Annotated in this window: 22 protein-coding genes; 14 read left to right on the forward strand and 8 right to left on the reverse strand. The window is 70.5% G+C overall.

Going from position 1 to position 24,739, the window contains the following annotated elements; genetic code table 11:
- The first annotated feature begins 96 nt into the window (after positions 1-96).
- A complete protein-coding gene (locus tag ACGFWE_RS18330; RefSeq protein WP_352389021.1) occupies positions 97-1,059 on the forward strand; it encodes a DeoR/GlpR family DNA-binding transcription regulator in 963 nt (320 codons plus the stop codon).
- A 249-nt stretch (positions 1,060-1,308) separates the two neighbouring features.
- Here the strand turns inward: ACGFWE_RS18330 and ACGFWE_RS18335 are convergent, their stop codons facing one another.
- Entirely contained in the window at positions 1,309-3,081 is a 1,773-nt protein-coding gene (locus tag ACGFWE_RS18335; protein ID WP_393600468.1) for an acetyl/propionyl/methylcrotonyl-CoA carboxylase subunit alpha, read from the reverse strand.
- A 364-nt stretch (positions 3,082-3,445) separates the two neighbouring features.
- Between ACGFWE_RS18335 and ACGFWE_RS18340 the strand changes: the two genes are divergently transcribed.
- Positions 3,446-3,907 (forward strand): hypothetical protein, encoded by a 462-nt coding sequence (locus ACGFWE_RS18340; RefSeq protein WP_393600469.1) that lies wholly within the window; start codon positions 3,446-3,448, stop codon positions 3,905-3,907.
- Here ACGFWE_RS18340 and ACGFWE_RS18345 read toward each other — a convergent pair.
- The 4 genes from ACGFWE_RS18345 to ACGFWE_RS18360 all read right to left on the reverse strand — a co-directional run bounded on the left by ACGFWE_RS18345 (position 3,876) and on the right by ACGFWE_RS18360 (position 6,565).
- Positions 3,876-4,496 (reverse strand): nucleoside triphosphate pyrophosphatase, encoded by a 621-nt coding sequence (locus ACGFWE_RS18345; RefSeq protein WP_352389018.1) that lies wholly within the window; start codon positions 4,494-4,496, stop codon positions 3,876-3,878. The genes ACGFWE_RS18340 and ACGFWE_RS18345 overlap by 32 nt on opposite strands.
- Before the next feature lie 18 nt (positions 4,497-4,514).
- Positions 4,515-4,643 carry a morphogenic membrane protein MmpB gene (gene mmpB / locus ACGFWE_RS18350; RefSeq protein WP_352389017.1) on the reverse strand — a complete coding sequence of 43 codons (129 nt, stop codon included), beginning with the start codon at positions 4,641-4,643 and terminating at the stop codon, positions 4,515-4,517.
- Between the two features lie 102 nt (positions 4,644-4,745).
- Positions 4,746-4,955: an acyl-CoA carboxylase subunit epsilon gene (locus ACGFWE_RS18355; protein WP_352389016.1), complete on the reverse strand. Its 210-nt coding sequence runs from the start codon at positions 4,953-4,955 to the stop codon at positions 4,746-4,748.
- A gap of 17 nt (positions 4,956-4,972) precedes the next feature.
- The gene (locus tag ACGFWE_RS18360; RefSeq protein WP_352389015.1) at positions 4,973-6,565 is read right to left on the reverse strand and encodes an acyl-CoA carboxylase subunit beta; all 1,593 of its coding nucleotides are present in this window, start codon (positions 6,563-6,565) and stop codon (positions 4,973-4,975) included.
- Between the two features lie 110 nt (positions 6,566-6,675).
- On the opposite strand from ACGFWE_RS18360, the gene ACGFWE_RS18365 reads away from it, so the two are divergent.
- Both ACGFWE_RS18365 and ACGFWE_RS18370 read left to right on the forward strand, forming a co-directional pair.
- A complete protein-coding gene (locus ACGFWE_RS18365; RefSeq protein WP_352389014.1) occupies positions 6,676-7,539 on the forward strand; it encodes a biotin--[acetyl-CoA-carboxylase] ligase in 864 nt (287 codons plus the stop codon).
- Positions 7,540-7,727: 188 nt separating this feature from the next.
- Entirely contained in the window at positions 7,728-8,822 is a 1,095-nt protein-coding gene (locus ACGFWE_RS18370) for an adenylate/guanylate cyclase domain-containing protein (RefSeq protein WP_352389013.1), read from the forward strand.
- On the opposite strand, the gene ACGFWE_RS18375 is transcribed toward ACGFWE_RS18370, so the two are convergent.
- Positions 8,819-9,469, reverse strand: coding sequence for a hypothetical protein (locus ACGFWE_RS18375; RefSeq protein ID WP_393600470.1), 651 nt, complete (start codon positions 9,467-9,469; stop codon positions 8,819-8,821). The two genes, ACGFWE_RS18370 and ACGFWE_RS18375, sit on opposite strands and share 4 nt — an antisense overlap.
- Before the next feature lie 199 nt (positions 9,470-9,668).
- Between ACGFWE_RS18375 and ACGFWE_RS18380 the strand changes: the two genes are divergently transcribed.
- The 3 genes from ACGFWE_RS18380 (at position 9,669) to hutH (ending at position 13,627) form a co-directional block, all read left to right on the forward strand.
- Positions 9,669-10,472, forward strand: a complete 804-nt coding sequence (locus ACGFWE_RS18380; RefSeq protein WP_352389011.1) for an enoyl-CoA hydratase-related protein — start codon at positions 9,669-9,671, stop codon at positions 10,470-10,472.
- Positions 10,473-10,857: 385 nt separating this feature from the next.
- On the forward strand, positions 10,858-12,006 hold the full coding sequence (locus tag ACGFWE_RS18385) for a GGDEF domain-containing protein (protein WP_352389010.1): 1,149 nt from the start codon (positions 10,858-10,860) through the stop codon (positions 12,004-12,006).
- An 82-nt stretch (positions 12,007-12,088) separates the two neighbouring features.
- Positions 12,089-13,627 carry a histidine ammonia-lyase gene (gene hutH / locus ACGFWE_RS18390; RefSeq protein WP_352389267.1) on the forward strand — a complete coding sequence of 513 codons (1,539 nt, stop codon included), beginning with the start codon at positions 12,089-12,091 and terminating at the stop codon, positions 13,625-13,627.
- Between the two features lie 317 nt (positions 13,628-13,944).
- Here the strand turns inward: hutH and ACGFWE_RS18395 are convergent, their stop codons facing one another.
- Positions 13,945-14,226 (reverse strand): LPXTG cell wall anchor domain-containing protein, encoded by a 282-nt coding sequence (locus ACGFWE_RS18395; protein WP_352389266.1) that lies wholly within the window; start codon positions 14,224-14,226, stop codon positions 13,945-13,947.
- Positions 14,227-14,356: 130 nt separating this feature from the next.
- Here ACGFWE_RS18395 and ACGFWE_RS18400 point away from each other — a divergent pair, with 130 nt between their 5' ends.
- From ACGFWE_RS18400 to ACGFWE_RS18420, 5 genes are all read left to right on the forward strand, one after another.
- Positions 14,357-14,698 carry a hypothetical protein gene (locus tag ACGFWE_RS18400; protein WP_393600471.1) on the forward strand — a complete coding sequence of 114 codons (342 nt, stop codon included), beginning with the start codon at positions 14,357-14,359 and terminating at the stop codon, positions 14,696-14,698.
- 212 nt (positions 14,699-14,910) lie between these two features.
- Positions 14,911-16,173, forward strand: a complete 1,263-nt coding sequence (locus ACGFWE_RS18405; RefSeq protein ID WP_393600472.1) for an Ig-like domain-containing protein — start codon at positions 14,911-14,913, stop codon at positions 16,171-16,173.
- A gap of 189 nt (positions 16,174-16,362) precedes the next feature.
- Positions 16,363-17,832, forward strand: coding sequence for an ABC transporter permease (locus tag ACGFWE_RS18410; protein ID WP_393600473.1), 1,470 nt, complete (start codon positions 16,363-16,365; stop codon positions 17,830-17,832).
- A gap of 271 nt (positions 17,833-18,103) precedes the next feature.
- Entirely contained in the window at positions 18,104-18,787 is a 684-nt protein-coding gene (locus ACGFWE_RS18415) for an ABC transporter ATP-binding protein (RefSeq protein WP_352389006.1), read from the forward strand.
- A 214-nt stretch (positions 18,788-19,001) separates the two neighbouring features.
- On the forward strand, positions 19,002-22,319 hold the full coding sequence (locus ACGFWE_RS18420; protein WP_393600801.1) for a S8 family serine peptidase: 3,318 nt from the start codon (positions 19,002-19,004) through the stop codon (positions 22,317-22,319).
- Between the two features lie 77 nt (positions 22,320-22,396).
- On the opposite strand, the gene sigJ is transcribed toward ACGFWE_RS18420, so the two are convergent.
- The gene (gene sigJ, locus ACGFWE_RS18425; RefSeq protein WP_393600474.1) at positions 22,397-23,296 is read right to left on the reverse strand and encodes an RNA polymerase sigma factor SigJ; all 900 of its coding nucleotides are present in this window, start codon (positions 23,294-23,296) and stop codon (positions 22,397-22,399) included.
- Positions 23,297-23,410: 114 nt separating this feature from the next.
- On the opposite strand from sigJ, the gene ACGFWE_RS18430 reads away from it, so the two are divergent.
- Together ACGFWE_RS18430 and ACGFWE_RS18435 are read left to right on the forward strand one after the other, a co-directional pair.
- Positions 23,411-23,914 (forward strand): nuclear transport factor 2 family protein, encoded by a 504-nt coding sequence (locus ACGFWE_RS18430; RefSeq protein ID WP_352389004.1) that lies wholly within the window; start codon positions 23,411-23,413, stop codon positions 23,912-23,914.
- Positions 23,915-23,966: 52 nt separating this feature from the next.
- On the forward strand, positions 23,967-24,737 hold the full coding sequence (locus tag ACGFWE_RS18435) for an antibiotic biosynthesis monooxygenase (RefSeq protein WP_352389003.1): 771 nt from the start codon (positions 23,967-23,969) through the stop codon (positions 24,735-24,737).
- The last annotated feature ends 2 nt before the right edge of the window (positions 24,738-24,739 follow it).

The raw sequence follows: 24,739 nt of genomic DNA on the forward strand, positions 1-24,739 counted from the left end.
GGCCCTATACCACTCCCCGTCCTACTGTGCGAACAACTTCGGTAATTCGGCGCATACTGCTGAAACCAGACGGTCGTTGGGGTTACTGTCAGTTTCGTGTTCGCTGCAGAACGTCGCCAATTGATCCTCGAAATGGTGCGAGCCAATGGAGCCGTGTCGCTCCGTGAGCTCGCCCGCGTCGTCCAGACCTCCGAAGTGACCGTACGGCGGGACGTGCGCGCACTGGAGGCAGAAGGACTCCTCGACCGCCGGCATGGCGGTGCGGTATTGCCGGGCGGGTTCACGCGAGAGTCCGGCTTTCCGCAGAAATCGCATCTCGCGACCGCCGAGAAGACGGCCATCGCCGATCTCGCCGCGGGTCTCGTCGAAGAAGGCGAGGCCATTGTGGTGGGGGCGGGTACCACCACACAGGAACTGGCCCGCCGGCTCGCCCGGGTTCCCGGGCTGACGGTCGTGACCAATTCCCTCCTGGTGGCCCAGGCATTGGCCCACGCCAACCGGGTGGAGGTCGTGATGACCGGCGGCACCCTGCGCGGTTCCAATTACGCCCTGGTGGGTTCGGGGGCGGAACAGTCGCTCCAGGGACTCAGGGTCTCGCGCGCCTTCCTCTCCGGGAGCGGGCTCACCGCCGAGCGCGGCCTTTCCACGTCCAACATGCTCTCCGCGTCCGTGGACCGGGCGCTGGTGCAGGCCGCCGCGGAGGTCGTGGTCCTCGCCGACCACACCAAGCTCGGCACCGACACCATGTTCCAGACCGTACCCACGGACATCATCACCCGCCTGGTCACGGACGAACCCCCGGCCCACGACGACCGGGCCGGCACGGAACTCCAGGCGCTCGCCGACCAGGGGGTGCAGATCGCCGTGGCCGGCGCGTCGGGAGCACCGGGGGGTGATCAGGTCCCGGCGCGGCAGCAACAGCGCCGGGACGTGCCCGTACCGGGCCCCCGCCGCGGCCAGCTCCCGTCGGCGGGCCCCGGCTTTCGAACGGCCACGGCCCTGAGCGACCCGACTGCGGGCGCGGAGCGGGCTCGGGTGGCGGATCTACGGCGCCGCTGAGGCTTTTTGGGCGGGCGGCTTGAGGGGCGGGGCCGTGGGCTGCGGCGGCTGTGCGGGTGGGGGCGGGCGTTGTGCGCCCACGCGGCGGAGCCGCATAGGGACACAGTCCCGCGCCCCTGGATGCCTGCGGCGGCCCGTTCCGGTTCGTCGGGGGCCATGTCGTACCACCGTGTCGGGGGACGGGGAAGCGAGGCGCCCCGCGGACCGACTGCTTCGGTTCGCGGGGCGCCTCGGGAGTCGTACGGCTGCTCAGTCCTTGATCTCGCAGATCGCGGAGCCCGAGGTGATCGAGGTCCCGACCTCCGCGGACAGGCCCTTGACGGTGCCGGCCTTGTGCGCGTTGAGCGGCTGCTCCATCTTCATCGCTTCGAGGACGACGATCAGGTCGCCCTCCTTGACCTCCTGGCCCTCCTCCACGGCGATCTTGACGATCGTGCCCTGCATCGGGGAGGCGAGGGTGTCACCGGAGGCCACCGGACCGGACTTCTTGGCCGCCCGGCGCTTGGGCTTGGCGCCCGCCGCGAGGCCGGTGCGGGCCAGGGACATGCCCAGGGAGGAGGGCAGGGAGACCTCCAGGCGCTTGCCGCCGACCTCGACGACGATCGTCTCGCGGTCGGTGTCGTCCTCGGCGTCGGTGTCGGCCGGGGCCGCGAAGGGCTTGATGTCGTTGACGAACTCGGTCTCGATCCAGCGGGTGTGGACCGTGAAGGGGTCCTGGCTGCCGGTGAGCTCGGGGGCGAACGCCGGGTCGGTGACCACCTTGCGGTGGAAGGGGATGGCGGTGGCCATGCCCTCGACCTGGAACTCCTCCAGGGCGCGGGCGGCGCGCTGCAGGGCCTGTGCGCGGGTGGCGCCGGTGACGATCAGCTTGGCCAGCAGGGAGTCCCAGGCCGGGCCGATGACCGAGCCGGACTCCACGCCCGCGTCCAGGCGCACGCCGGGACCGGAGGGTGCCTCGAACCTCGTGACGGTGCCGGGGGCGGGCAGGAAGTTGCGGCCCGGGTCCTCGCCGTTGATGCGGAACTCGAAGGAGTGGCCGCGCAGTTCGGGGTCGCCGTAGCCCAGTTCCTCGCCGTCGGCGATGCGGAACATCTCGCGCACCAGGTCGATGCCGGCGACCTCCTCGGTGACCGGGTGCTCGACCTGCAGACGGGTGTTGACCTCCAGGAAGGAGATCGTGCCGTCCTGGCCGACGAGGAACTCACAGGTGCCCGCGCCCTCGTAGGCGGCCTCCTTCAGGATCGCCTTGGAGGCCCGGTACAGCTCGGCCACCTGCTCCTCGGACAGGAAGGGCGCCGGCGCCTCCTCGACCAGCTTCTGGTGGCGCCGCTGCAGGGAGCAGTCACGGGTGGAGACAACGACCACGTTGCCGTGCTTGTCGGCCAGGCACTGGGTCTCCACGTGCCGGGGGCGGTCCAGGTACCGCTCGACGAAGCACTCGCCGCGGCCGAAGGCGGCCACCGCCTCGCGCACCGCGGAGTCGTACAGCTCGGGGACCTCTTCGAGGGTGCGGGCGACCTTCAGGCCGCGGCCGCCACCGCCGAAGGCGGCCTTGATGGCGATGGGCAGGCCGTGTTCCTCGGCGAAGGCCACGACCTCGTCGGCACCGGAGACCGGGTCGGAGGTGCCGGCCACCAGGGGGGCACCGGCCCGCTGGGCGATGTGCCGGGCGGCGACCTTGTCACCCAGGTCGCGGATGGCCTGCGGGGGCGGGCCGATCCAGATCAGGCCCGCGTCCAGGACCGCCTGCGCGAACTCGGCGTTCTCGGAGAGGAAGCCGTAACCCGGATGGATGGCGTCCGCGCCCGACTCCCGCGCGGCGCCCAGGACCTTGCCGATGTCCAGGTAGCTGGTGGCCGGGGTGTCACCGCCCAGGGCGAACGCCTCATCCGCGGCGCGGACATGCAGAGCGTCCCGGTCCGGGTCGGCGTACACGGCCACGCTCGCGATACCGGCATCCCGGCAGGCCCGGGCAACGCGGACAGCGATTTCGCCACGGTTGGCGATGAGCACCTTGCGCACGATTGAGGCTCCCTCCTTGAAACAAGCCGAGTTTAGGGACTGCCGACACGGCTCTTCGACCCGTCCCCTGTGGTGACCTTCCCCACACGGAGCGTGATACGAGCATGCACGACCCGCGAAATCCCTTGTCGCACCTCGGTACGCAGGGCTCCTCCCGGAAACCCTAGCCCTCCTCTGTGGTCAAGGTCTCTGTGAGAGCGTGCTGCGGACCACTCCGATTCTTTGTGGAGTCCCTACGAATGGCCCAATGATTCTTTGCCCGCGGCCGAACCCTTGTCCCAGGGTTTACCCGTTAGTAGCGTTCGCGCTGTATTGAACGTACGTCGGGTATCAAGAGCGCGGCTCGAAAGTGGGTGGGAACCGGGTGATACGCAGACCGGTGGCGTGGGTCGTGGCGGTGGTCCTCCTCGCCGAGGCTCTCGGCGTGGCGGCGCTGAACTGGATCATGGGCACGCTCGTCGACGCGCAGAACATGTCGCTGGCCGGTCTGGACCCGGACGCGATGTCGATGTCCTCGAAGATCGGCGGGATCGTCTTCGGCCTCTACTTCGCGATGTGCGCGCTGGTCGCCCTGCTGGTGGCGGTCCGCGACCGGCAGCCCGCCGGCCTCGGCCGGATCCTGCTGATCAGCGCCGCCGTGGTGCACGGCCTGCTGGCCGCGGTCGCCTGGGCGCTGATCGGCTGGTCGTCGTTCCTCTTCATGCTCGTGATGCTCGGGCTGATCGTGCTCGTGCTGGTGACCTACGACGGAGGGCGGGAGCCGGCCGCGGCGGAGCCGCACGACACGCAGCCGCTCACGCCTCCGGCGGCGCCCACAACTCCGTGATGCCGACGCCCAGCTCGGCCAGCAGCCGGCGCAGCAGCGGCAGGCTGAGGCCGATCACATTGCCGTGGTCGCCGTCGATGCCCTCGATGAACGGGGCCGAACGGCCGTCCAGCGTGAACGCCCCCGCGACGTAGAGGGGTTCGCCGGAGGCGACGTACGCGGCGATCTCCTCGTCGGTCGGCTCGCCGAAGTGGACGACGGTGGAGGCGACCGCGGAGACGTACCGGCCGCTCGTCGTGTCGTAGACGCAGTGGCCGGTCTGGAGGGTGCCCGCGCGCCCGCGCATGGCCTTCCAGCGGGCCGTCGCCTCCTCGGCGTCGGCGGGCTTGCCCAGTGCCTCGCCGTCCAGGTCGAGCACCGAGTCGCAGCCGATCACCAGCGCACCCTTGACCTCGGGCTTCGCGGCCACGACGGAGGCCTTCGCCTCGGCGAGGGCGAGGGCGAGTTCGGCGGGGGTGGGGGCGGAGACGGCGTCCTCGTCGACCCCGCTCACGAGCACCTCGGGGGTGAGGCCGGCCTGGCGCAGCAGGTTCAGGCGAGCGGGTGACTGGGAGGCGAGCACGAGTCGGCGGCGCGGCTGATCGGTCATGCGGTCAGAGTAGTCCGGTCAGCGCAACCCGATCACGATCATCGCGAGCACCATGGCCAGTGCCAGGAACACGCTCAGGCGCCGGAGCATGTCCTGCGTGTCGCGCAGTTCCTTCGGCGGTTCGTTCTCGGGGTCGGACCACAGCATGGTTCCAGCGTGCGGCGATTTCGCGGGAGGCGCCTGAGTACGCGTACTCAACTTCCCGGGCTGCGGCCGGTCCGGGGGGCCCGGACCGGCCGCACCCGTCCTCTAGGACGGCCAGTAGGTGCGGGTCCACGCCGTCGGGCCCGGCTGGGGCAGGCGGCGGCCCGCGATCCTCGACGGGTCGGACCACGCGGCCCTGGTCTCCTCCGCGCCCGACGGCGTCTCCGTCGCCGCCGCGGCGCGGGCCCGGACCACCGCCAGGGCGGCGGCAAGCTCCTCCGGAGTGGGGTTTCCCCGTACGACCTTGATGTTCATGACGGCTCCCGGCAGGGCTAGAGGGGGATGTTGCCGTGCTTCTTGGGGGGCAGGGTCTCGCGCTTGGTACGGAGCTGGCGCAGGCCCCTGACGACATGGCGGCGGGTGTCCGACGGCATGATCACGGAGTCGATGTAGCCGCGCTCGGCCGCGATGTAGGGGTTGAGGAGAGCGTCCTCGTACTCCTGGATCAGCCGGGCCCGGGTCGCCTCCGCGTCCCCGGCGGCCTCGGCCTCCGAGATCGTGCGCCGGTGCAGGATGTTGACCGCGCCCTGGGCACCCATGACGGCGATCTGGGCGGTCGGCCAGGCGAGGTTGATGTCCGCGCCGAGGTGCTTGGAGCCCATGACGTCGTAGGCGCCGCCGAAGGCCTTGCGGGTGATCACCGTGATGAGCGGGACGGTCGCTTCCGCGTAGGCGTAGATCAGCTTGGCGCCGCGGCGGATGATGCCGTCGTGCTCCTGGCCGACGCCCGGGAGGAAGCCGGGGACGTCCACGAAGGTGATCACCGGGATGTTGAAGGCGTCGCAGGTGCGGACGAAGCGCGCCGCCTTCTCGGACGCGGTGATGTCCAGGCAGCCGGCGAACTGCATCGGCTGGTTGGCGACGATGCCGACCGGATGGCCCTCGACCCGGCCGTAGCCGGTGAGGATGTTCGGCGCGTACAGCGGCTGCGTCTCGAAGAACTCGGCGTCGTCCAGGATGTGCTCGATCACCGTGTGCATGTCGTACGGCTGGTTCGCGCTGTCCGGGACGAGCGTGTCCAGCTCGCGGTCCTCGTCGGTGACCGCGAGGTCCGCCTCCTCCGGGTAGACCGGCGGCTCGGACAGGTTGTTGGACGGCAGGTACGACAGCAGCTGCTTGACGTACTCGACGGCGTCCTTCTCGTCCCCGGCCATGTGATGGGCCACGCCGGACACCGCGTTGTGGGTACGGGCGCCGCCCAGCTCCTCGAAGCCGACGTCCTCGCCGGTGACCGTCTTGATGACGTCGGGGCCGGTGATGAACATGTGCGAGGTCTGGTCGACCATCACCGTGAAGTCGGTGATCGCCGGGGAGTACACGGCGCCGCCCGCGCAGGGACCGACGACCAGGCTGATCTGCGGGATGACGCCGCTCGCGTGGGTGTTGCGGCGGAAGATCTCGCCGTACGCGCCCAGCGAGGCCACCCCCTCCTGGATGCGGGCGCCGCCGGAGTCGTTGATGCCGATGACCGGACAGCCGGTCTTCAGCGCGAAGTCCATCACCTTGACGATCTTCTGGCCGTAGACCTCGCCCAGGGCGCCGCCGAAGACGGTGAAGTCCTGGGAGAACACGGCGACGGGGCGGCCGTCGACGGTGCCGTACCCGGTGACGACACCGTCGCCGTACGGGCGGTTGCTCTCCAGGCCGAAGTTGGTGGAGCGGTGGCGGGCGAACTCGTCCAGCTCGACGAAGGAGCCCTCGTCGAGGAGCAGGTCGATGCGCTCACGGGCCGTCAACTTGCCCTTGGCGTGCTGCTTCTCGACGGCACGTTCGGAGCCGGCGTGCGTCGCCTCCTGGATGCGGCGCTGCAGATCCGCGAGTTTGCCCGCGGTGGTGTGGATGTCGATCTCTTCCGGCTCGGACATCGGGATGTGGCTCCCTGCCTGCTCAAAAGGGGGGACGGTTACTCATCCGTAGAGTAGTGGTGCCCCTACGAAACAGCAGTGCGGCGTTTCACACACCTAGGGTGGCTTGCATGACGCCGCGAGATGTTTCAGGAGACGACAGCCGTTGGTCGGACCTCGACCGGCCGCCCCTCAACGCCGCCGCACTGCGGCGCGGGCTGGTGCGGGAGGGCGGGCTGTGGTCCGGGATCGAGGTGGTGGCAGGCACCGGCTCCACCAACTCCGACCTGGTCGCCCGCGCCACCGCCGGCAAGGCGACCGAGGGCGCGGTCCTCGTCGCCGAGGAGCAGACCGCGGGGCGGGGCCGCCTGGACCGCCAGTGGACGGCACCGCCGCGGTCGGGCCTGTTCTTCTCCGTTCTGCTGACACCCGGGGACGTGCCGGTGGCCCGCTGGGGCTGGCTGCCGCTGCTGACCGGGGTGGCGGTGGCGAAGGGCCTGTCGCGGGCGGCGGGCGTGGACACGGCTCTCAAGTGGCCCAACGACCTCCTGGTGACCGTGGGCGGCGAGGAACGCAAGGCCGGCGGGATCCTCGCCGAACGGGCGGGCGAAGGCGGAGTCGTCGTGGGCGTCGGCATCAACGTCACCCTCCGGGAGGACGAGCTGCCCGTCCCCACCGCCGGTTCGCTGGCGCTGGCCGGAGCGGTCAGCACCGACCGGGACCCCCTGCTGCGGGCCGTCCTGCGCTCCCTGGAGGAGTGGTACGACCGCTGGCGCGCGGCAGCGGGCGACCCGACGGTGAGCGGCCTCCAGGAGACGTATGCGGCGGGGTGCGCGACGCTGGGAAGAAGGGTGCGGGCTGAGCTGCCAGGAGATCGTTCGCTGGTGGGGGAGGCGGTGGCGGTGGATGGCGACGGCCGCTTGGTGATCGCGACGGAGGAAGGGGTGCAGCAGCCGGTGGGTGCGGGAGACATCGTGCACCTGCGACCGGCGTAGACGTGCACTAGCCAGGGGCGCGGGGAACTGCGCGACCAGCCACGACGCCCCGGCGGCCGACCAGAGAGGCAAGCCACTCACGGTCCATCGGTTCCACCTGGCGGAGCGAGGACGTGAGCTGGCGCACACCTGCCGTACAGTTGAGGCCGGTCGATACCTGACCGTGACAGATCGGAAGGGCAGCAGGCGTGACCGCAGACGACACGGGCTCCGGCGCGGACGCGACCCCGCACCCGCTCGCCGTGCGTCTCGAACAGCTCATCCTCGGCGCCGAGCGGCGCTACACCCCCTTTCAGGCGGCCCGCACCGCCGGTGTCTCCATGGAGCTGGCCACCCGCTTCTGGCGGGCGATGGGCTTCGCCGACGTCGGCCAGGCCAAGGCGTTCACCGAGGCGGACGTCCTCGCGCTGCGCCGGCTCGCCGGTCTCGTCGAGGCGGGGCTGCTGAGCGAGGCCATGGCCGTACAGGTGGCACGGTCCACCGGGCAGACCACCGCCCGGCTCGCCGAGTGGCAGATCGACTCCTTCCTGGAGGGCCTGACCGACCCCCCGGAGCCGGGCATGACCCGCACCGAGGTGACGTACCCGATCATCGAGCTGCTCCTGCCCGAGCTGGAGGAGTTCCTCGTCTACGTCTGGCGCCGCCAGCTCTCCGCCTCGGCGGGGCGGGTCGTGCAGGCCGCCGACGACGAGGAGATGGTCGACCGGCGGCTGTGCGTCGGCTTCGCCGACCTCGTCGGGTTCACGCGGCTGACCCGCCGTATGGAGGAGGAGGAGCTCGGCGAGCTCGTCGAGGCCTTCGAGACCACCGCCGCCGACCTCGTCGCCGCGCGCGGCGGACGGCTCATCAAGACCCTCGGTGACGAGGTGCTGTACGCGGCCGACGACGCGGCCGTGGCCGCCGAGATCGCGCTGCGGCTGATCGAGACCATGGCGAACGACGAGACCATGCCCGAGCTGCGCGTCGGCATCGCCTTCGGCACGGTGACCACCCGTATGGGTGATGTCTTCGGTACGACGGTGAACCTCGCCTCCCGGTTGACCTCGATAGCTCCCCGGGACGCGGTCCTCGTCGACAGCGCCTTCGCCGAGGAGCTGATCCGGCACGGCGAGGCGCCCGCCTCCGAGGCGGAGGCGGCCGAGGCCGCGGCCACCGCCGAGAAGGAGGGCGAGGAGCCGCCGACATACCGCTTCGCGCTCCAGCCGATGTGGCAGCGGCCGGTGCGTGGACTCGGCGTCGTCGAGCCCTGGCTGCTGACCCGCCGGGACGTGGCCCCCTCCTAGCCGCCCTGCCGCACGCACAGGCCGACGATCGGCACGCACAGGCCCGGCGCGGGCGCGGGCTGGGCCGAGTGCGTGGGCCGGGGCGTGGGCGTCGACGCGGGTGGTGGCGTGGTCGCGGCCGTCGGCCGTGCGTGGGGCGGCGGTGCGTGGGGCGGCGGTGTGCTGCTCGCCGTCGGGGCCGGTGCCTGGGTGTTCGGGGCGTCCGGGATCGTCGTCGGGGCCGCCGCGAAGGGCAGGGGCACGGCGGTCGCGGACCCTGCCGGGGCCGGGGACACAGCGCGTGTCGGAGTCGCGGAGATCCCGCCCATCGCCGTGGTCGACGACGGGCTCGCCCGCGGGACGGAGCCCACGGCCGCGGCGGCGTACGTCGTCCGGTCCTTGCCGGTGCCGGTGCCGGTGCCGGTGCCCGTGTCGAGGTCCGTGTCCGTGCCGGGGGCGGCCTGGGGGTCCGGCTCCGCCGCGCCGAAAGCGCCCATTCCCGCGTCGGGGGTCAGCCGTACGAGGCTCAGGGCGCCGGCGGCCAGGGCGAGGCCGCCCGCTGCGAGCAGGACCTTGCGGGGGCGGGGCTTGCGGTGGCGGCCGCGCGGTCCGAACAGGCGGGTGCCGCCGTCCTCCGCCATGCCTGTCGTCGTCATCGTCGCCGTCATGCTTCCTCCCCTGGGTGCCCGCGCCCCCTGTGCGCCGGGCGGGGCGCACGTTATGCGCTGCCGTGGGCGGTGGGGGTGGAGTTGGGCGGGATGTCACTCGATCGGGGTGTCGGACGGGTCGGCGGGAACCTTTCGCGGTGGGAGCGGGGCTGCGATGATCGGAGCGTTCTTGTTAACCCGCGTTAACCGGGAGGGTGTCATGGGTGAGGAGCGGTTCGGGGAGTTCGTGCTGGTGAGACGGCATGAGGAGGGGTATGTCGCCGAGCTGGTCCTCGACCGGCCCAAGGCGATGAACGCGGTCTCCACGGAGATGGCCCGGTCCGTCGCCGCCGCCTGCGACGCACTGGGGGGTGATCAGGGGGTGCGGGTTGTCGTCGTGAGCTCCACGCATGAGCGTGCCTTCTGCGTGGGGGCCGATCTGAAGGAACGGAACTCCTTCAGCGACGCGGATCTCGTACGGCAGCGGCCGGTGGCCCGGGGGGCGTACACGGGGGTGCTGGAGCTGCCCGTGCCGACGATCGCCGCGGTGCACGGGTTCGCGTTGGGCGGGGGGTACGAGCTGGCGCTGTCCTGCGACCTGATCGTGGCCGACCGTACGGCGGTGGTGGGGCTGCCGGAGGTGTCGGTGGGGGTGATCCCCGGGGGCGGGGGGACGCAGTTGCTGCCGCGGCGGGTGGGGGCGGCCAGGGCCGCGGAGCTGATCTTCACTGCGCGGCGGGTGGAGGCGGAGGAGGCGTACCGGCTGGGGCTGGTGGATCAGCTGGTGGAGCCGGGGGAGGACCGGGCGTCGGCGTTGTCGCTGGCGACTCGCATCGCCGCGAACTCGCCCGTGGGGCTGCGGGCGGCCAAGCGGGCGCTACGGCTCGGGCAGGGGCTGGAGCTGCGGACCGGGCTCGAGGTGGAGGACGCGGCGTGGCGGGCGGTGGCGTTCTCGGCGGACCGGGCGGAGGGGGTGGCGGCGTTCAACGAGCACCGCGCCCCACGGTGGCCTCCGGCGGTTTGACGGGGTTGTCTGCGGGTCCGGTGGGGGCGGGCGTCTTTGCGCAGTTCCCCGCGCCCCTGGATGCCTGCGGCGGCCCGTGCGGCTCCGGTGGGGGCGTGTGCAGCGCGCGGGGTTGGCCGACGGCCCGTCCTGGCGCAGGCGACTGCAACCCCCCAGGGGCGCGGGCAACTGCGCGACCAGCCACGACGCACCCGCACCCGCCCCACTACTTCACCCGGCACCCCCATGGGCGCCCCGCTCAAGCCCAGCGCAGCGGCCCCGCGGGGAACTGCGCGACCAGCCCCCACCCGCCCGACGACATTGCGAGGCACATCCCTGGGCGGCCCGTTCTCTAACGGCCCAACCACACCCGGGCCCCCGCCCGAATCCTCCCTAGCCTGGAGTGATGGGTGAGGACATCCGGCTGGCTGCGGTCGTCGCGTTGGCTCAGGGCATGGCGGCGGCTCACGGCTCGCGGGAGGCGTGGCGGGCCGCCGCCGCTGGGGCGTGCCGTGCGCTCGGGGGCAGTTTCGCCGCGTTGTCCGTGTGGGAGCGGGAGCTCGGACGGCTCAGGGTGCTGGTGAACGTGGGGGAGCGGACCGCCGGTGAGGAGGAGTTCCCCGAGGGTGAGGCCTACCCCGTGCACCAGTTCCCGGAGATCACCGAGTTTCTGCACGAGCGGTGGGCCGGGGGCGGCGAGCCCAACGCGTGGGTGGAGACGGCGGAGGGCCCCGCGGCCGGGGGACCGCCGGGGTATGTGCACCAGCGGGTCGCCGCACTTCGCAGGAGAGGGCGCGGGAGCTGTGTCGTCGCCCCCATCGTGCTGAACGGGCGGGCCTGGGGGGAGCTGTATGTCGCCCGGCCCACCGGTGCCCCCGTCTTCGGGCGGGAGGACGCCGACTTCGCCACCGTACTGGCCGCCGTCGTCGCCGCCGGAATCGCCCAGGCGGAGCGGTTGGAGGAGGCGAGACGGCTGGCGTTCACGGACGCGCTGACCGGGCTCGCCAATCGCCGGGCCGTCGACGCGCGGCTCGACGAGGCCATCGACCGGCACAACAGGGACGGCGTCGTCGTCAGTCTCGTCGTCTGCGATCTCAACGGGCTGAAGCGGGTCAACGACACCCGCGGGCACGCCGTGGGCGACCGGCTGCTGGAACGTTTCGGGTCGGTGCTGTCGCTGTGCGGGGCCATGCTGCCGGGTGCGCTGGCCGCGCGGCTCGGTGGGGACGAGTTCTGTCTGCTCGCCGTCGGGCCGTCCGCCGACGACGTCGTCAGGGCCGCCGACGAACTCTGCCGGCGGGCCGGTGAGCTGGAGCTGGGGGAGGGGGTGGCGTGCGGGGTGGCCTCCACCGCCGATCCCATCGGGCCGGTCCGGTCCGCCCGGCGGCTCTTCCGGCTCGCCGATGCCGCGCAGTACCGGGCCAAGGCCGAGCGTGCCGAAAGACCCGTCGTCGCGGGGCGGCGCGGGCCCGACGATCCCGTCGTACGGCTGGCCGACGCGGCTCCGTCGGGGCAGACGCCCGAGCGGCGGACGTTCCGGGGGCGGCAGCCCTGAGGCCGGTCGGCCCGGTAAGGGGCGTACCCCCTACCCAGTAGTGACATCCAGGAATTCACTGCGTACGCTCCTGAATATGGATATGCACACTGTGGTGGTGGGGACGTCCGGGGTCACCGCGTCCGACGTCCTTGCCGTGGCGCGGGACGGTGCCCGGATCGAGCTCTCCGAGGAGGCGGTCGCCGCTCTGGCCGCGGCCCGCGGGATCGTCGACGCCCTCGCGGCCAGGCCCGAGCCCGTCTACGGCGTCAGCACCGGCTTCGGCGCCCTCGCGACCCGGCACATCAGCCCCGAGCTCCGGGCGCAGTTGCAGCGCAACATCGTCCGTTCGCACGCCGCGGGAATGGGACCGCGGGTCGAGCGGGAGGTCGTACGGGCGCTGATGTTCCTGCGGCTGAAGACCGTCTGCTCGGGGCGGACGGGCGTGCGGCCCGAGGTCGCGCAGACCATGGCCGACGTGCTCAACGCCGGGATCACGCCGGTCGTCCACGAGTACGGTTCCCTCGGTTGTTCCGGTGATCTCGCGCCGCTCTCGCACTGCGCCCTCACGCTCATGGGGGAGGGGGACGCCGAAGGGCCGGACGGGGTGGTGAGGCCTGCCGGGGAACTGCTGGCCGAGCACGGGATCGCGCCCGTCGAGCTGCGGGAGAAGGAGGGCCTCGCCCTTCTCAACGGCACCGACGGCATGCTCGGGATGCTGGTCATGGCGCTCGCCGACCTGGACATGCTCTACAAGTCCGCCGACATCACCGCCGCCCTGTCGCTGGAGGCCCTGCTCGGTACCGACAAGGTGCTCGCTCCCGAACTGCACGCCATCCGGCCGCATCCGGGACAGGGCGCCTCCGCCGCCAACATGCTGGCCGTGCTGAAGGGTTCGGAACTCACCGGGCATCACCAGGACGACGCGCCCCGGGTCCAGGACGCCTACTCCGTGCGCTGCGCACCGCAGGTCGCCGGGGCCGGGCGGGACACCCTGGCGCACGCGCGGCTGGTCGCGGAGCGGGAGTTGGCGTCCGCGGTCGACAACCCCGTGGTGCTGCCGGACGGTCGGGTGGAGTCCAACGGCAACTTCCATGGCGCGCCGGTGGCTTACGTGCTGGACTTCCTCGCCATCGCCGTCGCCGACCTCGCGTCGATCGCCGAGCGGCGCACCGACCGGCTGCTCGACAAGAACCGGTCCCACGGGCTGCCGCCGTTCCTCGCCGACGACGCCGGAGTGGACTCCGGGCTGATGATCGCCCAGTACACGCAGGCCGCGCTGGTCAGCGAGTTGAAGCGGCTGGCCGTACCGGCGTCCGCGGACTCGATCCCCTCGTCCGCGATGCAGGAGGACCACGTCTCGATGGGGTGGTCGGCCGCGCGCAAGCTGCGCACCGCCGTCGACAACCTCACCCGGGTCCTCGCCGTCGAGCTCTACGCCGCCTCGCGCGCCGTCGAGCTGCGCGAGGGCCTGAGCCCGGCGCCGGCGACGCAGGCCGCCATCAGCGCCGTACGCAAGGCGGGTGTCGAGGGTCCCGGGCCTGACCGGTTCCTGTCGCCCGATCTCGCCGCGGCCGACGTGTTCGTGCGGGAGGGGCGGTTGGTCGAAGCGGTGGAGGCGGTCACCGGGCCGTTGCGGTGAGGGGGCGGGCCCTGTCGTAGGAGCCCGGCAGGGCCCGGAGCGTTACGTGAGCTTTCGTACCTGGGCGTCGATGTCTCCGACGGCGACACCACCCGGCCGGAGTCCCGGAGCGAGCTGCAGGCGGACAAGGCCGCCTGCGCCCCCCTCGCCTACGCCCTCCTCACGGACGCCTTCGGGTCGTCGCCCGGACTCCCGCCACATCCCGCGAGGAGGGCGGACACCAGCACGCCGGCGGTCGCCGTGGCGCCTGTGCGCGCCCTCGATGATCTCTTCATTGGCGGACTGTGAAGGGCGTGCCAAGAAACCGTCAAGCCGGTTTAAAAACCCAGCCGTTCCCGCCGTACCGAATAGACGACGAAGCCCGCACCCAGCGTGAGGAACAGGGTCCCGCCGACGACGTACGGCGTGGTGTCGAAGCTGCCGGTGTCGGCGAGCCGGGTGCCGTCCGTGGACGTCTCGGTGCTCGCGGTCGTGACCCGTGCCTGCGTCGTGGCCTGCACGGACGGCTCTGTTCTCGCCGGGGTGTCCTGGGTCGCGTTGGCGGACGGGACGAACCACAGGGCGCCCAGGAGGGTCCCCGCGGCGGTGGCGGTCAGCAACGGACGTCGAACGGATGACACGGAATATCGATCCCCTTGTGGTGCTGGCGAATTGGCCGTGTGGGGCGATGTTAGTGAAAGGCGCGGGTCACGGGAAAGTCACGGGAGCCATGGGCTTTACGCTCCGGGCATGAGCACTGAAGAGACATCACGTTTTGTACGGCTTCGGGTGGAACTCGTCGTCGAGGTCGACGACCGGGAGGCCGTGACCCGGGCCGCGCTGGCGCGGATCGCGGGGGACTCGGACATGCCGGGCGACGAGCGGGCACATGCCGAGAGCGCTGTGACGGAAGACACTGCGGAGGCCCTCGCGTACCTCGTGGACCCGTTCGACCTGGTCGGAGAGGTGCCGGGGGTCGAACTCGCCCAGGCCTCCTGGAGCAGCGAGCACATCGACTACGACCCGGATTCGCCGGACTGGGACCTCGACGACGATGATGTGGAGGAAGACGAGGAAGAGGTCGTCGGCTGAGTGCCCGGGAAATTCGTGACCCCGGGTGGCAACCGCCGCCCGGGGTTTCGTCGTCTCAGGGGTCGCACGGACCGAGAGACACACCTTCCGCCCCAGCGGACGTGGTGTGCCCCACACCTTCGGGGAAGGTGGAACGGGACGAACCGGTCGTAGCGTTTAGTTTTTATTGACGGGGACTCTCGGGGTTTCTGGGTTTCTGGGATTCGGCAACGATGGAGAAGCGTGTGATGACGGTCAGTAAGCGGCGCAGGGGCCTGACGGTCGCGTCCGCTCTGCTCGGCGGGGTGCTGATGCTCTCTGCCTGTTCCGGTGGCGATGATTCCCCGTCGGGCGGCGGCAGCGACACCTCGCAGGCCAAGGCCGACGAGGCGGCGGCCAAGAAGAGCTCCCAGGCCGAGATCAAGATCACACCCAAGGACGGCACGGACAACGCCTCCATCAACAACTCCGCCACCGTCACCGTGAGCAAGGGCACGCTCACCGACGTGACGATGACGACCACCGACGGCACGAAGGTCGCCGGCCAGCTGTCCGCGGACAAGACCAGCTGGAAGCCCGACACCCAGCTGGAGCGCTCCACGACCTACAAGCTCGCCGCCGAGGCCAAGGACTCCGACGGGCTCGTCGCCCACGAGAACGCCTCGTTCACGACGGTCTCCCCGGCCAACAGCTTCATAGGCAACTTCACGCCGGAGGACGGCTCGACCGTCGGCGTGGGCATGCCGGTGTCGATCAACTTCAACAAGGAGATCACCAACAAGGCGGCCGTGCAGAAGGGCGTCACGGTCTCCTCCAGCAGCGGCCAGGAGGTCGTCTGCCACTGGTTCTCCACCGTCCGCATGGACTGCCGTCCCGACGAGTACTGGAAGGAGAACTCCACCGTCACGCTGAAGCTCGCGCTCGACGGTGTCGAGGGAGCCTCCGGTGTCTACGGCGTCCAGCAGAAGACGGTCACCTTCAAGATCGGCCGCAACCAGGTCTCGTACGTCGACGCGAAGACCAAGCAGATGAAGATCACCCACAACGGCACGGTCATCAAGACCATCCCGATCTCGGCCGGCTCGCCGGAGAACAAGACGTACGAAGGCGTCATGGTGATGTCCGAGAAGTTCAAGGAGACGCGCATGAACGGCGCGACCGTGGGCTTCACCGACGACGACGGCAAGGGCGAGTACGACATCAAGGACGTGCCGCACGCCATCCGGCTCACCAACTCCGGCACCTTCGTGCACGGCAACTACTGGGGCGCGAAGTCGGTCTTCGGCAACGTGAACACCAGCCACGGCTGCGTGGGCCTGTCCGACACCAAGGGCGCCAACGACAAGGGCACGCCGGGCTACTGGTTCTACACCAACTCGATCGTCGGTGACGTGGTGGTCGTGAAGAACACCGGCGACAAGACGGTGGCCCCGGACAACGGTCTCAACGGCTGGAACCTGAGCTGGGCGGACTGGAAGGCGGGGTCGGCGGTCTGACGTCCGACTGCTGACACGGATCGTTCGAGGGCGGTCACCCGACGGGGTGGCCGCCCTCGGCTGTTTCCGGGGCGCCTCCCTCTTTCTGACAGGTTCGTCCAGGGTCCTGCCTGGCTCCCGGACAGCCTTCTCATGCAGCTCTTATTCGGGGCTTATGGAGTCATCACGCGCCGTACCTAGCTTGCGGCCATGTTCTTCACCTACCTGAGGCGCGAACTGCGCCGCCGCAGAAAGGCGGCCCTCGTCGTCGCCTCCGGGCTCGCGCTCGGGATCGCGCTGGTCATCGTGGTCAGTTCCGTGTCGTCCGGCATGGGGCAGGCCCAGGACAAGGTCCTCCAGTCGCTGTACGGGCTGGGCACCGACATGACCGTCACCAAGGCCGCCCAGCCGCAGGCCAGTTCCTCGGACCGGCCGCGCTTCCGGTTCGACGCGCAGGACAACGGGTCCGACGCGGAGCAGAGCAGCGACCGCGTGATGGTGCAGGGGTTCCAGACCCTGTCCGCCGCCACGGTCACCAAGGTCGACGGGCAGACCGGCGTCTCGGACGCGGTCGGCGGGCTGAGTCTCCAGGTCATCAAGATCAACGGCCAGTTCACGCGCGGCCAGTTCCAGCAGAACGGCAACGGGGGCGGTGAAGGCGGCTTCGGCCGGAACGGCGGCGGTACCGGCCAGCCGCAGGGTGAAGTACGGGGCGGCGGCGCCGACTTCGACGTCAACAACTACTCCGTCTTCGGCACCGACGTCACCAAGGCGGCCCTCGGCCCGCTGACCTCCTCCAAGATCACCAGCGGCCGTACGTTCAAGGCGACCGAGGCCGATGCCAAGGTCGCCGTGCTCGACTCCGCGTACGCCAAGGAGAAGAAGCTCAAGGTCGGTTCCACCGTCACCATCAAGAGCGTCAAGTTCAAGGTGATCGGCATCGCCACCGCGGACAGCGGGGACGCGGCCGCCAACGTCTACATCCCGCTCACCCGGGCGCAGACCCTCAGCGACTCGAAGAACAAGGTCACCACGATCTACGTCAAGGCGACCGACTCCCAGAAGATCGACGCCGTCAAGTCGACGATCCAGAAGAACATCTCGGGTACGACGGTGACGACCTCGGCGGATCTCGCGGACACGGTGTCGGGGTCGCTGTCGACGGCGTCCTCGCTCGCCACGAACGTCGGCAAGTGGCTGTCGATCGCCGTGCTGGTGGCCGCGTTCCTGGTGGCCGGTCTGCTGACTTCCTCCGCTGTCTCTCGCCGGGTGCGGGAGTTCGGCACCCTCAAGGCGCTGGGGTGGAAGTCGGGGCGGGTGACCCGGCAGGTCGTCGGTGAGGCGATGGTGAACGGGCTGCTGGGCGGGGCGCTGGGCATCGCGCTTGGCCTGGCGGGCGCGTACGTCGTGACGGCCGTCAGCCCCACGCTTCAGGCGCAGTTGGGCGGTGGCGGTGGTGGCACGGGTGGTCCCGGTGGCGGAGGCGGCGGTTTCGGCGGTGGGTTCGGCCGGCAGGCGGCCGCCAAGACGCTGGACGTCTCCCTGACCGCTCCGGTCAGCCTCACGACGGTGTCGATCGCGGTCGCGCTGGCCGTGGCCGGCGGTCTCATCGCCGGGGCGTTCGGCGGCTGGCGTGCGTCCCGGCTGCGGCCGGCGGACGCGTTGCGCCGCGTCGAGTAGCGGACGTCGGCTGTGGCCCCGGCCGGCCGGGGCGCAGTTGAGTGACACCGACCCCCCGAGCCGTTTCGAGCGGCACGACTTCTCACAGCTACGCGCTGGGGACGCCTGTCTCCTGCTGGGTGGAACGCCTGCTGTCGTGGGAGGGCTGTTCCCGCATACAGCAACGTGACCGCACCCCCAGGGGCGCGGGGAACTGCGCGACGAGCCCCCACGGACCCGCACCCGTCACCAACCCGCACCACCCCGAACCCCACCACCCCAGGAGCTCACCATGTACGAACTCAGAAGCGTCACCAAGCGCTACTCCCGAGGCAAGGACACCGTCGACGCGCTCGCCGGTGTGGACCTCACCATCGCCGACGGGGACCGGCTCGTCATCCAGGGCCCCACCGGCGGCGGCAAGTCCACCCTGCTCCAGATGCTCGGCGCACTGGACAAGCCCACGGAGGGCGAAGTCGTCCTGGACGGCACCGACCTGGCCAAGCTGTCGGAGGCCAGGCTGACCAAGGTCCGCAGCGAGAACATCGGCTTCGTCTTCCAGTCCTTCAACCTCATCCCCACCCTCACCGCCCAGGAGAACGTCGAGACCGCCCTCGTACCCCTCGGTGTGAAGGCGAAGGAGCGGCGGGAGCGGGCGGCCGAGGCGCTCACCTCCGTCGGGCTGGGGGAGCGCCTGAGGCATCTGCCCTCCGAGCTGTCCGGCGGCCAGCAGCAGCGCGTCGCCATCGCCCGGGCCCTCGTCAAGCAGCCGAAGGTGCTCCTCGCCGACGAACCCACCGGCAACCTCGACGAGTCGATGCGTGACGAGATCATGGACGTACTCGAACGCATGTGGAAGGAGCTGGGGCTGACCTTCATCATGGTCACCCACGACTCCGCCATCGCGAAGAAGGCCCCCCGCCTCGCCACGATCCGCAAGGGAAGGATCACTGTGAAGGAGAACGCCGCCCCCTGAACGGGCGAGCGAGCGCGAGCAGCCTCAACTCCCCCTGAATCCGGCAGTCTTGTAACAGACTTTGCTGTCAGGGACTTGTCTATTGAGGTCGTGATCACCCCTCGGCATACTGCGAGCACCGGGGGGTGCACGTATACGCGTGCGAGTCTCCCCCCGCCCGGGTGAACGGGGAATTCACCCGGTCCTTCTGCAAGGGGGAAACTTGCGCAGACAAGTGAAAAAGGCATGCGCCGCCACGATCGCCACGGCGGCCGCGGTAGCGCTCGCGGCGGGCATGACCAGCCCGGCGTCGGCGGACGCGCAGCAGACGGCGAACGTCGCAGAGGCCAACAAGGCACAGCTCACGCCCCAGCACCGCATCACCCTGATCACCGGTGACCGCGTCGTCGTGGACGCCAAGGGCCGCGTCGTGGGCCTGGAGCCCGCCAAGGGCCGCGAGCACATACCGGTTCAGCTCCGCAAGGCCGACGGCCACACCTACGTGCTGCCGTCCGACGTCGTCCGCCTGGTGTCGAGCGGCAAGCTCGACCAGCGGCTCTTCGACGTCACCGAGCTCAACAAGGCCGCCACCCGCAAGTCCCAGAGCAAGGGACTGAAGGTGATCGTCGGCTACAAGGGCGCGGCGAGCGCCGCCAAGAACGACGTCCGGGACGCGGGCACGCTCCGCCACTCCCTGACCTCCCTGAACGCCGACGCGGTGCAGACGCCGAAGGAGGACGCGCCCGAGCTGTGGGACGCGGTCACCAACGGCGACAAGACCGCCTCCGGTATCGCGCACGTCTGGCTCGACGGCGTCCGCAAGGCCAGCCTCGACAAGTCCGTGCCGCAGATCGGCGCGCCGACCGCCTGGGCCAAGGGCTACGACGGCAAGGGCGTCAAGATCGCCGTCCTGGACACCGGCATCGACGCGACCCACCCGGACCTCAAGGACCAGGTGATCGCGGCCAAGAACTTCTCCACCTCCGCCGACGCGACCGACAAGTTCGGCCACGGCACCCACGTCGCCTCCATCGCGGCCGGTACCGGCGCGAAGTCGAACGGCAAGTACAAGGGTGTGGCGCCGGGCGCCAAGCTGCTCAACGGCAAGGTGCTCAGCGACGACGGGTACGGCGACGACTCGCAGATCCTGGCCGGCATGGAGTGGGCCGCCGAGCAGGGCGCCAACGTCGTCAACCTCAGCCTGGGCGGCGGCGACACCCCGGAGATCGACCCGTTGGAGGCGGAGGTCAACAAGCTCTCCGCCGAGAAGGGCATCCTCTTCGCCATCGCCGCCGGCAACTCGGGTCCGGAATCCGTCGGTTCGCCGGGCAGCGCGGACGCCGCGCTCACCGTCGGCGCCGTCGACGACAAGGACAAGCTGGCCGACTTCTCCAGCACCGGCCCACGCACCGGCGACGGTGCGATCAAGCCGGACGTCACCGCGCCCGGCGTCGACATCACCGCAGCCGCGGCCAAGGGCAGCCTCATCGACCAGGAGGTCGGCGAGAAGCCGCCCGGCTACCTCACCATCTCCGGTACGTCGATGGCGACCCCGCATGTCGCGGGCGCGGCGGCGATCCTCAAGCAGGAGCACCCGAACTGGGGCTACGCCGAGCTGAAGGGCGCCCTGACGGGCTCCGCCAAGGGCGGCAAGTACACGCCGTTCCAGCAGGGTTCGGGCCGTATCCAGGTCGACAAGGCCATCACGCAGTCCGTGATCGCCGACCCGGTCTCGGTGAGCTTCGGCACCCAGCAGTGGCCGCACACCGACGACAAGCCGGACACCAAGCAGGTGACGTACCGCAACCTCGGTACGAAGGACGTCACGCTGAAGCTGTCGTCGACGGCCACCAACCCGAAGGGCCAGGCCGCTCCGGCCGGCTTCTTCAAGCTGGGCGCCACCACGGTGACGGTCCCGGCGAACGGCGGCACGGCATCCGTCCCCCTCACCGTCAACACCAAGCTGGGCGGCACGCTCGACGGCGCCTACTCGGCGTACGTGACGGCGACGGGCGGCGGCCAGACCGTGCGTACGGCGGCGGCGGTGCAGCGGGAGGTCGAGTCCTACGACGTCACGCTGAACGTCCTCGACCGCGACGGCAAGCCGGCCAAGAACTACAGCGCGGACCTGTACGGCATCTCGGGCCTCGCCAACGGCAAGTGGTACTCGCCGTACGACGAGGACGGCACCGCCACCGTCCGCGTGCCCAAGGGCGGTTACGTCCTCAACTCCGCGTACTTCGTGGACCCGGAGGACTTCACCAAGGGCGCCGACTGGCTGGTCCAGCCGAAGCTGAACGTCACGAAGAACACGACGGTCACGCTGGACGCGCGCAAGGCCAAGCCGGTCGACATCACCGTGCCGGACACGGCCGCCAAGTCCGAGTTCGCCTCCCCCGGCTTCCAGATCGACACGCCCGACGGCGGTTACGGCTTCGGCTGGTTCCTGGACTCGTACGCGGGCTTCCGTACCGCGCACTTCGGTCCGCAGGTGACCGACGGCTCGCTCACCGAGCAGTTCGACGGCCACTGGAGCAAGGGCGCCACCGAGCAGTACGACACCGTCGCCGGCGGCAAGGTCAAGCAGTTCGCCACCGGTTACACCAAGCACTACAAGGCGAGCGAGCTGGCCAAGGTGAAGGTCGGCCTGGGCGCGGCGGCGAGCGGCAAGAAGGGCTCGATCAACGCCACGGGCTGGCTGCCCGGCTCCTTCTCCGCCTCCTCGATGGGTATCCAGCAGACCCTGCCGGGCACCCGCACCCTGCACCTGTCCACCCTCAGCGGTGTCAAGTGGGAGATGGACTTCGAGCAGTCCGGCGGCGTCGACCAGGACGGCTTCCCGATCTCCGAGGCGTACTACACCCTCGGTGCCGCGCAGTCCTACAAGGGCGGCAAGTCGTACGGGAAGACCTTCAACACCGCGGTCTTCGGTCCGCATCTCAACGCCGACTTCGGTCTGTACCGCGACGGCAACGAGGTCTTCGGCTTCCTCCCGCTGTTCGCGGACGGTCAGGGCCACGCCGGTTCCTCGGCGTTCACCTCGGTCAACACCACGCTGTACAAGAACGGCGTCAAGGTCGGCTCGAACGACGACCCGCTGTTCGGCGAGAAGACGTTCAAGGTCCCGGCCGGCCAGGCCAACTACAAGCTGACGACCTCGGTCAAGCGCAGTGTCAAGGTCGCGGCGGCCTCCACCCGGATCGACGCCAGCTGGACCTTCGCGTCCAAGAAGACGGGCAACCTCACCAAGCTGCCCGCCTCCACCGTCCGCTTCAACGCGGCCACGGGTCTGGACAGCAAGGTCGAGGCCGGTAAGACGGTCAAGATCCCGGTGACCGTCGAGGGCTCCGCCAAGGGCTCGAACCTGAAGTCCCTCGCGGTGTACGTGTCGTACGACTACGGCCAGACCTGGAAGAAGGTCACGGTCTCGGGCGGCAAGATCACCGTGAAGAACCCGGCGAAGGGGAAGGCCATCTCCTTCCACGCCAAGATCGCCGACAAGAAGGGCAACAAGTCGACGATCTCGATCTACAACGCGTACTACGGGAAGTGACCTGTAGCAGGCGGTAGGTGAAGGGCCCGTCGGAAGCACTGCTTCCGGCGGGCCTTCCGCGTACCGTCAGCCCGCCGTCAGCCCGCCGTCCAGGGCCGCAGCTTCTCCGGGTTGCGTACCGCCCAGATCCGGGTGACCCGGTCGCCCTCGACATCGAGGGCGAGGACCGCCTCGACGGTGTCGTCCACCTGGACCACCAGGCCCGGCCGGCCGTTGACCGTGCGTTCCAGGAGGGCCAGTTCGGGGGCGCCGGTGACGAGGCCGGCCAGGAAGCGGGCGATCGGCTCACCGCCGTGCAGCGGCACGGGCAGGGCGGTGACGACGCCGCCGCCGTCGCTGGTCGCCACGGCGTTCGGGTCGAGGAGCCGGACGAGCGCGGCGATGTCCTTGGCCTGCCAGGCCTCCTTGAAATTCCTCACCACACCCGCATGACGGGTCGGCGGGGCCACCGGGGGCCGCCCCTCGCGCACGCGCCGGCGGGCCGAGACCGCCAGTTGCCGGCAGGCCGCCGGGGTACGGCCCACGATCTCGGCCACCTCGGCGAACGGGTAGCGGAAGACGTCGTGCAGGACGAACGCCACCCGCTCGGCCGGGGTCATCGACTCCAGCAGCACGAGGAAGGCCATGCCGACCGACTCGTCGAGGGTGACCCGGTCGGCCGGATCCGCCGGGGTGCCGGCCCACTCCACGCTGTCCGGCAGCGGCTCCGGGAGCCACTCACCGACGTATCTCTCCCGCCGGGCCCGCGCCGAGCCGAGCACGTCCAGGCAGATGCGCCCGGCGACCGTGGTCAGCCAGCCGGCCGGCGACCTGATCGCCCGCTGCTGCTCGGGTGACATGGCGTACCAGCGGACGTACGTCTCCTGCACGACGTCCTCGGCGTCCGCCAGGGACCCGAGGAGCCGGTACGCGAGATGGATCAGCCGGCGCCGCTCACCCATGATCGCGCTCAGGGCAGGCTCGGACGGTGTGCTCATGACGATTCCCTTCCTTTGCCGGTACGACGGCACAGCGCCCCGGAATGTGACGTCCTCACATTCCACGCGGCCATCCCGTCCTACCGGTGAACAACCCAACGAGGGAGGAGCACCATGAACGACCTGAGGACCATCGCCGACCGAGTCGAGATCCAGGCACTGCCGGGCGAGTTCACCGACGCGGGCATGATGCGGGACTACGACCGCCTGGCGGCCCTGTTCGCCGAGGACGGCGTGTTGCGGATACCCGCCGCCGGCGTCGAGTTCACCGGCCCCGGGGAGATCCGCGAGGGGATCGAACGGCTGCGGGGCGTGTGGGAGTACTTCGTGCAGACCGTGCATCCGGGAGTGGTCCGGGTCGAGGGCGACAGCGCGTACGGGCGGGCGTACATCGCGGAGTTCGGGCGGATGCGCGACGGCAGCTCGCACGGCAACCACGCCCTGTACCACGACCGCTACCGGCGCACCCCGGACGGCTGGCGGTTCACCGAGCGCTCCTACGAGATCCGCTACCTCGACACCACCGCGCTCACGGGCGCCCCACCGGAGCCGGGACTGACCGTGCCCCTGCCCGCCGGGAGCGCCGGGAGTGCCGGGAGTGCCGGGAGGCAACCCTGATCCGGCTCCCGGAAGAGCAGCTTCCGACGGCCGCCCGTGTTTGAGTGGCCGTATGACCACACAGACCGTCGAGTACATCCGCTACCGCATCCCGGAAGACCGCTCGGCGGAGTTCCTGTCCGCCTACACGCACGCCTCGGTGCAGCTGGCGGCGGCCCCGCAATGCGTCGACTACGAACTGGCGCGCTGCGAGGAGGACTTCGAGCACTTCGTCCTGCGGATCACCTGGACCTCCACCGAGGACCACCTGGAGGGCTTCCGCAAGTCGGAGCTGTTCCCGGACTTCCTCGCCGAGATCCGGCCGTACACCGAGAACATCGAGGAGATGCGCCACTACACACCGACGACGGTCCGCGGCCGGGGCGCCGCCGTCCCCACCCTGTTCGCGTGGGCGGGCGGTGCGGAGGCCTTCGGCCGGCTCACCACGGTGTTCTACGAGAAGGTCCTGGCCGACGACCTCCTGGCCCCGGTGTTCGAGGGCCTGGCCCCCGAGCATGCCGAGCACGTCGCCCTGTGGCTCGCGGAGGTCTTCGGCGGGCCGACCGCCTACTCGGAGACCCAGGGCGGCCACGGACACATGGTCGCCAAACACCTGGGCCGCGACATCACCGAGCCGCAGCGCCGCCGCTGGGTGAACCTCATCCAGGACGCCGCCGACGAGGCCGGCCTGCCCACCGACCCGGAGTTCCGCTCGGCGTTCCTCGCCTACGTCGAGTGGGGCACCCGGCTCGCCGTCCACTTCTCCGGACCGGACGCCAAGCCGCCCGCGGAGCAGCCGGTGCCGCAGTGGAACTGGGGGGCGGCACCGCCGTACCAGGGCTGAGA

The sequence above is a fragment of the Streptomyces sp. NPDC048523 genome (genome assembly GCF_043199815.1).
Classification (GTDB): Bacteria; Actinomycetota; Actinomycetes; order Streptomycetales; family Streptomycetaceae; genus Streptomyces.